Genomic DNA, 7,838 nt, shown 5'->3' on the forward strand with positions numbered 1-7,838 from the left:
ACGGCCGCGGGCGCGCTCCTGCGGCCCCACGACGGCCCCGTCACCTCGCGCTTCGGCTACCGCCAGCTCCGCGTCGCCGGCTCGAACTTCCACACCGGCGTCGACTTCGCCGGCAGGACCGGCGAGCCCATCCGCGCCGCGGCCGGGGGCACGGTCACCTTCAGCGGCTGGCAGCACGGCTACGGCAACATCGTGATCATAAGGAGCGGCGACCGCGAGTACCGCTACGCCCACGCTTCGGCCCTGCTCGTCGAGCCGGGCGCCACGGTCGCGGCCGGCGAGGTCATCGCCCGCGTCGGCAGCACCGGCTTCAGCACCGGGCCTCACCTGCACTTCGAGGTACTGATCGGCGGCGCGGCCGTCGATCCTCTGCCGCTCATCCAAAACGTACGCTGAGGACTGGACGCCAAAGGCGAATCGTGCTGAACTGTGTGGTTTTTTCCCCCTGTCTCCGCCCGCCTCCGGTTAGGCTGGAAGAAGTAGGCGCGCCCCGCAACGCCAGCCGGCAGAGGCGCGCCGGGGCTGGAGAACCATCTTGCAGCTAGTCGTCATCGGGGACATTCACGCGCAGGAGGAAAAGTTCTGGACGCTGCTTGGGGAAGCCGGGCTGGTCGATGACGAGCACAGGCCGAGCGCGCTGCTCAGGCAGGAGGAGACGAGGCTCATCTTGCTGGGCGACCTCGTTCACGCCAAGAGCCGCGCCCGCTACCGCGAGCTCGCCGGCGTCGAACGCTACGACGAGTACGACCCCGAGCACCTGCGCTGCGCGGAACGGGCGCAGGAGGCCTTTTTGCACCGCGTCAAAGGCTTCGCCCAAGCGCTGCCCGAGGGCAAGATCGACATCCTCATGGGCAACCACGACTTCAACGCCGTCACCAGGAGCCAGGGCCCGCTGCGCACCGACGACATCTCGCACCTCGAGTGGAAGGAGGGCTACGGCGGCACGCTGGACCCCGAACTGGCGGACTGGATCGGGAGCTGGAAGAGCGAGCTGGTCCTAGCCGGCATCCACTTCGCCCACGTCGGGCCGCTGCCCGAGCACAACCGCTACGACACCGGCTTCTACATCGAAAACCGCCGCCGCTGGATCTACGAGGAGCGCGACGTGCTCGCCGAAACGCCCTACCGGCTGGGCGTCTACGGCCACACCCCGGTGCGCGGCGGCGTCAACATCGCCTCGCAGGGCCGCGCCATCCTGCTCGACACCAACGGCCACGGCCGCGAGTACGCCTACCTCAAGATCGACATCTGCGACGACGCCTACAGGCTCGAGATGAGAGGGCTCTTCTTCGACGAGAGGATGAGCCGGTAAAAGAGTAGGGCTGAGGACTGAGAGGAAAAGATGTTCCTCAGTCCCGGTCCCCCGTCCCCAGCCCTCAGTCCTGTACACTGGGTTTATGTCCGTCGAGGTCTGCTCCTACCGTCTCAGCCTGCGCGGCAAGTCCGTCGGTAGCCAGGTCTTGCGCACCCAGACCAGCCGCCACCAGGTCAGGCTCGAGGCCAGGCTCACGCTCCAGGGCAGCCTGGGCCAGGCGACCGTCACCCAGACGAGCAGCCTGCACACGCCCTCGCTCCTCAGCCAGCTGTTCAGCGAGACCCAGCAGGACAACCAGGAAAAGCGCCACTACCAGGTGGCCTTCGACGAGCGGAGCGGCCTGGTGCGAGCGTCTTGCGGCAAGGACAGCGCCGAGGTGCCCTACAGCCGGCCCTACCGCGACCCGCTAGGCCTCCTGCACCTCATTCGCGCCCTGCCGGAGAACGAAACCTCCCTGCGCGTGCCCATGCTCGGCAAGGACGTGGTGGTCGAGCGGCTGCCCGATGCCGAGCTGAGAACGGCCCTGGGCAACAGGGCGGCCAGGGTCTACGCGCTCTATCCGGGCCACGCCTACGTGTTCGTGGACTGCGAGGCGCCCCACACCATCCTAAAGCTCTCGCAGCGGCTCGAGGCCGGCCTCCTGGACGCGCTCATCGTCAGGGTCAGCCAGGAGGACGAGATGCCCTCCGGCGAGGGCCGGCCCTCGCTCGAACGCGGGCGCGGGAGCAAGCGGCGCAACCGCCGCAGCGGGAGAAAACGCATGTCCAAACGCCGCCAAGCCGATTAGCCGCCCATGCGCCCCGTGGCTGAGCTTCTATGCGGGCTGGCGCGGGCGATGGCGCTTAGGATTTGCGTTATGCTAACTCGTGACTTCGGCCGAGCCGAAGTCGCCGGAAGGCTGGCACACGGCACATGATCGAGCTTGTCGAACATCACCACCCCGGAACCTGGGACGCGCTCGTCGGCGGCTACGCCTACAGGAGCGCCCTGCAGGGCTGGGGCTGGGGCGAGGTCAAGGCCGCGACCGGCTGGTCGGCGCACCGGCTCGAGCTCCCCGGCGTGGCCGCCGCCCAGGTCCTGCGCAAAGGCGTGGCGCCGGGCCTCAGCATGCTCTATGCTCCGCGGGGACCCGCCTTGGGCAGCCTCGGCGCCTTGGCTGACTTCGCTGGCGCCCTGCGCCGCTGGGCCAGGCCGTCGGACGTCTATTTCAAGATAGAACCCGAGGTCCCCAGGCTGGAGGGCGAGCCCATCCCGGCCGCCTTGGCGGGCTTCCGCCGCGCCGAGAGCCTGCAGCCCGAGCACACCGTGTTCCTGGACCTTAACCGGAGCGAGGACGACCTGCTCAAGAACATGCATGGGATGGCCAGGCGCAACGTCAAGAAGAGCCTCAAGGAGGGCGTCGAGACGAGGCTCGAGAGGAGCCTCGAGGCCTTCTGGCCGCTCTTCGCCGAGACCAACGCGCGCAGTCGGCTGTTGCAGTTCGAGCGCGCCTACTACGAGACGGTGCTGCACGCCTGCGACGCCTACGGCGGTGAGGCTTTTGCCATGACCGCCTACCACGGCGGCGAGGCGCTGGCCTCGGGGCTTTTCGTGGCCTTTGGTGAGCGCGTCTACTACCTCTACGGCGGCTCGAGCCGGGAGCGCAGCGAGGCGCGCGCGCCCTACGCCGTGCACTGGGCGGTGATGCGTTGGGGCCGCGAGAACGGCTACGCGAGCTACGACCTCTGGGGCATCCCCAGGGAGCTCTCGCCCCAGGGGCACGCCTACGGCGTCTACCAGTTCAAGGAGCGCTTCGGCGGCTACCGGCTGCGCCTGCCCGCCTACGACCTGCCGCTCAGCCCGCTCTACGGCGGCGTCACCGGGGCTATCAGGCTCAGGAAGAGCTGGCGCAACTACCGGGCGCGAGGCAGCGCCGACGACGTGCTGTGAGGCGGGGGTCGGGAGGCGGGGGTCAGGGGTAAGGACCAAACCCTGACCCCTGACCCCCGCTCTTGAGGCGATGACCATCCTACCCACCACCTACGCCCAGGCTCTCGACTGGCTCTTTGCCCAGACCAGGGGCGGCGCGGCGCGCGACCCCAAGAGGATGCGCCGGCTGGTGACGCAGCTCGGCCTCGGCCTGCCACCGGCCTTTTACGTCGTCGGCACGACCGGCAAGGGTACGGTCGCCTCCATGATTCACGCGGCCCTGGGCGCGGCCAACGTGAGGAGCGGCCTGTTCGTCTCGCCCCATGTCGAAGACTTCCGCGAGCGCATCAGCGTCGGCGGCGAGAGCATCAGCGAGGAGGCGGTCGTCGAGTTCACGGGGCGCGTCGCAGCCTTGGGACTGGGCGCGGCCTTCTTCGAGCTCTCCTTGGCGATGGCGCTCGAGCACTTCGCGCGCGAGGGCGTAGAGGTCGCCGTCGTCGAAGCGGGCGTGGGCGCCAGGAACGACGCCACCAATATTCTCGACAAGGTCCTCTGCACCGTCCTCACCAATGTCGGCGAGGACCACCTCGACACCCTCGGTCCCGGCCTCAGCGATGTGGCCCGCGACAAGGCCGAGGCAGTGCGCCCCTTTGTCCCCGTAGTGACGGGAGCACGGGGCGAGGCGCTCGACATCGTCCGCCAGGTCGCCGCGGGCAGGAGGAGCCCGCTCCACGCCGAAGGCGACTCCCCGCTCTTCGCACGGCCTCCCGGGCTACAGGGGGCCGATCCCATACGCCGCGCCAACGCTCGGCTGGCCGCCGCGGCCCTGCGCGCGAGCGGCCTGGGCCTGGGCGAGGAGGCGCTCGCCGAGGGCTTGCGAACCCCGCCGCTGCCCGGCCGGGCCGAACGTTTTTTTATCGGCGGCAAGGGAGTCCTTCTCGACGGCGCCCACAACCCACCCGCCGCGAGAGCGCTCGCCGCCATGCTCGAGACGCCCTTCGTCTTAGTCTTCGGCGCGCTGTCGCGCAAGGCGGGCGAGGCAACGCTGCAAGAGCTCGAGCCCTACGCGCTTACGACCTTCATCACCCAGGCGGACGACAGGCCCAGCACCCTGAGAGCGGGCGCTCGCCGGGTGTTCATCGCCGATCCGCTGCAGGCGCTTCAAGCGGCGCTCGAGGCCGCGCCGCCCTGTCAGGTCGTGGTGGGTCAGGTCGTGGTGGGTCAGGTCGTGGTGGCGGGCTCGCTCTACCTGGCAGGCCGGCTGAGACCCCACCTGCGCCGCCAGAGCTTGTCCGAGGTCGCCTGAAGCGCCTGGAACCTCGCCTTCCTGGGAACTGCGCTAGACTGACCTGTTTTGGCAAGCTTTCCGAAGCGTGAACGGCCGGTTCCGGCCGCGGATGGAGAACGAGATGACTGGAAAAGTGGGTTTTGTGAGCCTTGGCTGCCCCAAGGCGCTGGTGGACAGCGAGCGCATCCTGACACAGCTTCGCGCCGAGGGCTACGCTATCGCCCCCAGTTACCAGGACGCCGAGGTGGTGGTGGTCAACACCTGCGGCTTCATCACCCCGGCGGTCGAGGAGTCGCTGGGAGCCATCGGCGAGGCCCTTGCCGGCACCGGCAAGGTCATCGTCACGGGCTGCTTGGGCGAAAAGCCCGAGGTCGTCAAGGCGCGGCACCCGGGCGTCCTGGCGGTGACCGGTCAGGGCGACGTGGACGGCGTGATGGCTGCGCTTCACGGCGTCTTGCCGGCCGACGACAACCCCTTCACCAGCCTGCTGCCGCCACCAGGGATCAAGCTGACGCCGCGCCACTACTCCTACTTGAAGATCGCCGAGGGCTGCAACCACAAGTGCTCTTTCTGCATCATCCCGCAGCTTCGCGGCCGGCAGGTTTCCCGCGACGCCGGCGAGGTCCTCTACGAGGCCTACCGGCTCGTCGCCTCCGGCACCAAGGAGCTGATGGTCATCGCCCAGGACTCCTCGGCCTACGGCGTCGACATCCGCTACCGCGCGTCGGAGTTTCAGGGCCGGCAGGTGGGGGCCCAACTGCTGCCGCTCGTCTCCGAGCTCGCGCGGATGGGCGCCTGGCTGCGGCTGCACTACGTCTATCCCTACCCGCACGTCCGCGATTTGATACCTGTTATGGCCGAGGGCAAGCTGCTGCCCTATTTGGACGTGCCCCTGCAGCACGCCAGCCCCAGAATCCTCAAGAGCATGCGCCGTCCCGGCGGCGCCGAGAGCCACCTGAAGACCATCGCGGGCTGGCGCGAGGTCTGCCCGGAGCTGGCGATTCGCTCGACCTTCATCGTCGGCTTTCCCGGCGAGACCGAGGAGGACTTCGCGCTGCTGCTCGAGTTCCTCGAGGAAGCCCAGTTGGAGCGCGTGGGCGCCTTTACCTACAGCGAGGTGCCTGGCGCCGCCGCCAACGACTTGCCCGGCCACGTCCCCGAAGAGGTCAAGGGGGAGCGCTACGCCCGCCTCATGGAGAGGCAGGCGCGGATCAGCCTGGCCAAGAACGAGGCAAAGGTCGGCCGGACCTTGGACGTCATCGTTGACGACTACGGCGAGCTGCCGGGCGATATCGTCGGGCGCACGAAGGCCGACGCGCCGGGCATCGACGGCACGGTCTACGCCGACAGCGACGGCACCGTCAAGATCGGCGACATCGTCCGGGTCAAGGTCGACAGAGCCGACTCCTACGACCTCCACGGCGAGGTCGTGGGCGCCGTGCCCTGGCGGCCCAACGTCCTGACGATGGTGTAACGCATTAGGTGATGAGGGTCTTGCCTGGTGAGCAGCGCCAGAATCGCCGAGGTATCAACCGTTATCAAGCTCGAGATCCTTGATCCAGTTCTTCTTGAGCCAGTCGTCGATATCCTCGGAAGTGACGTCGCTACTCTCTCCTGCGCCGATAGACTTGGGAACCCGCCGGGGCTGCTCCTCGATGAAGCCCTTTAGGACCTCGCGGATGAGCTCAGCCTGGCTCTTGTTTTGCCGTTTGGCTGTAACCTTGAGCTGCAGATGCAGCTTATTGGGCAAATAGAGGGTCGTGTTTTGCATGGCTCGGGTTTAGCATATAGGGTATTTGATGCGAGAATCAGCGCGATCAGGGTGTAGACTGAGCCATGAACGTAGACGACTGGGTGCTCGAGGCGGTCAGCGAGCTCGGCCGGGGCAAAGCGGGCGCGAGCATCCGGCAGGTTCAGCGTTACATCGACGAGCGCCGCCACGAGGAGTTGGCCCTGGACACCCTGCGGGCTTCGCTTAGCAGGTGGGTGGGGGCGGGCAGGTTGGAACTCGAGGACGATCACTACTTCGTCGCCAAGGCGACCAGCAAAGAGGACGCGATGAGGAGGCTCTTTAGTGGCTAGCACGCTGCCGAATAGGACCATCGACCCCATGAGCAGCCGGGGGCTTCAGGACTTCTACGGGCTCGAGGCGCTCTACCGCCAAGAGGAGCGCATCATCCGTGACAGCGTGCGCGACTTCGTCAAGGCCGAGATCCTGCCCCATGTCGGCGAGTGGTGGCAAGACGGGCATTTTCCCGACGACCTGCCGCGCAAGTTCGGCGAACTGGGCGTCCTCGGCATGACCCTGCCCGAGGAGTACGGCGGCTCGGGCGCGTCTTACACCGCCTACGGCCTGGTCAACCGCGAGATCGAGTACGGCGACTCGGGCATGCGCTCCTTTGTCAGCGTGCAGTCGTCTTTGGTCATGTACCCCATCTTCCGCTACGGCTCCGAGGACCTGAAGAGGACTTGGCTGCCGCGCCTGGCCTCGGGCGAGGCCGTCGGTTGCTTCGGCCTGACCGAGCCCGACGCGGGCAGCGACCCCGGCAGCATGAGCACCAGGGTCCGTAAAGTCGGCGGCGACTACGCCATCACCGGCGTCAAGCGCTGGATCACCAGCGGCTCGAGGGCGCAGGTTGCCATCATATGGGCCAAGGAAGAAGGCAGCGGCAAGATCCTGGGCTTCTTAGTGGACACCAGCAGCGAAGGCTTTTCCGCGCCCGACATCAAGACCAAGGCCTCGATGCGCGCCTCGGTGACGTCCGAGCTCTACCTGGACGAAGTCGCCGTTCCCGCCGCCAACAAGCTCGACGTCGAAGGGCTCAAGGGGCCGCTGTCGTGCTTGAACCAGGCCCGCTTCGGCATCGCCTTCGGCGTCCTCGGCGCGGGCTTTTTCTGCCTCGAGGAGGCGCTCCGCTACGCCGAGGAGCGACCGGTCTTCGGCACGCCGCTGACAAGCCGGCAGCTCGTGCAGGCCAAGCTCGCCGACGCCCTGGCCGAGCTCACCAAGGGCAGCCTCCTGGCCTATCACCTGGGCCGGCTCAAGGAGGACGGCAAGGACACCCCCGCCCGCGTCTCTTTAGCCAAGCGCGACAACGTGCGAACGGCGCTCAAGGTGGCGCGCGAGGCTAGAGACATCCTGGGCGGCAACGGCATCACCACCGAGTACGGCTCGATCCGGCACATGCTCAACCTGGAGACCGTCTCGACCTACGAGGGCACCGACACCGTCCATACCCTGATCCTCGGCCGGGAGATCACCGGGCGCAGCGCTTTCTAGGGGTCGGGGGCTGGGGGTCGGGGGCTGGGGAGTCGGGGGTCAGGGGT

9 protein-coding genes are annotated in these 7,838 nt (G+C 67.7%); 8 read left to right on the plus strand and 1 reads right to left on the minus strand.

All coding sequences use genetic code 11. From position 1 onward, the window contains the following. The 6 genes from M3498_09085 to rimO form a co-directional block, all read left to right on the plus strand. A partial coding sequence (locus M3498_09085) for a M23 family metallopeptidase (protein ID MDQ3459433.1) occupies positions 1–396 on the plus strand: 396 nt, incomplete at its 5' end. A gap of 139 nt (positions 397–535) precedes the next feature. Then, entirely contained in the window at positions 536–1,312 is a 777-nt protein-coding gene (locus M3498_09090) for a metallophosphoesterase (GenBank protein MDQ3459434.1), read from the plus strand. Between the two features lie 85 nt (positions 1,313–1,397). After that, a complete protein-coding gene (locus tag M3498_09095; GenBank protein ID MDQ3459435.1) occupies positions 1,398–2,102 on the plus strand; it encodes a DUF3108 domain-containing protein in 705 nt (234 codons plus the stop codon). A gap of 125 nt (positions 2,103–2,227) precedes the next feature. Continuing rightward, positions 2,228–3,244 (plus strand): peptidoglycan bridge formation glycyltransferase FemA/FemB family protein, encoded by a 1,017-nt coding sequence (locus M3498_09100; GenBank protein ID MDQ3459436.1) that lies wholly within the window; start codon positions 2,228–2,230, stop codon positions 3,242–3,244. Positions 3,245–3,314: 70 nt separating this feature from the next. After that, positions 3,315–4,529 (plus strand): Mur ligase family protein, encoded by a 1,215-nt coding sequence (locus M3498_09105; GenBank protein MDQ3459437.1) that lies wholly within the window; start codon positions 3,315–3,317, stop codon positions 4,527–4,529. A 103-nt stretch (positions 4,530–4,632) separates the two neighbouring features. Beyond that, the gene (rimO, locus tag M3498_09110; GenBank protein ID MDQ3459438.1) at positions 4,633–5,985 is read left to right on the plus strand and encodes a 30S ribosomal protein S12 methylthiotransferase RimO; all 1,353 of its coding nucleotides are present in this window, start codon (positions 4,633–4,635) and stop codon (positions 5,983–5,985) included. Between the two features lie 54 nt (positions 5,986–6,039). Here the strand turns inward: rimO and M3498_09115 are convergent, their stop codons facing one another. Further along, positions 6,040–6,282 (minus strand): CopG family transcriptional regulator, encoded by a 243-nt coding sequence (locus M3498_09115; protein ID MDQ3459439.1) that lies wholly within the window; start codon positions 6,280–6,282, stop codon positions 6,040–6,042. Positions 6,283–6,347: 65 nt separating this feature from the next. Here M3498_09115 and M3498_09120 point away from each other — a divergent pair, with 65 nt between their 5' ends. Together M3498_09120 and M3498_09125 are read left to right on the plus strand one after the other, a co-directional pair. Next, the gene (locus tag M3498_09120; GenBank protein ID MDQ3459440.1) at positions 6,348–6,593 is read left to right on the plus strand and encodes a hypothetical protein; all 246 of its coding nucleotides are present in this window, start codon (positions 6,348–6,350) and stop codon (positions 6,591–6,593) included. 28 nt (positions 6,594–6,621) lie between these two features. After that, positions 6,622–7,791: an acyl-CoA dehydrogenase family protein gene (locus M3498_09125; GenBank protein MDQ3459441.1), complete on the plus strand. Its 1,170-nt coding sequence runs from the start codon at positions 6,622–6,624 to the stop codon at positions 7,789–7,791. The last annotated feature ends 47 nt before the right edge of the window (positions 7,792–7,838 follow it).

The organism is Deinococcota bacterium, assembly GCA_030858465.1.
Classification (GTDB): Bacteria; Deinococcota; Deinococci; order Deinococcales; family Trueperaceae; genus JALZLY01.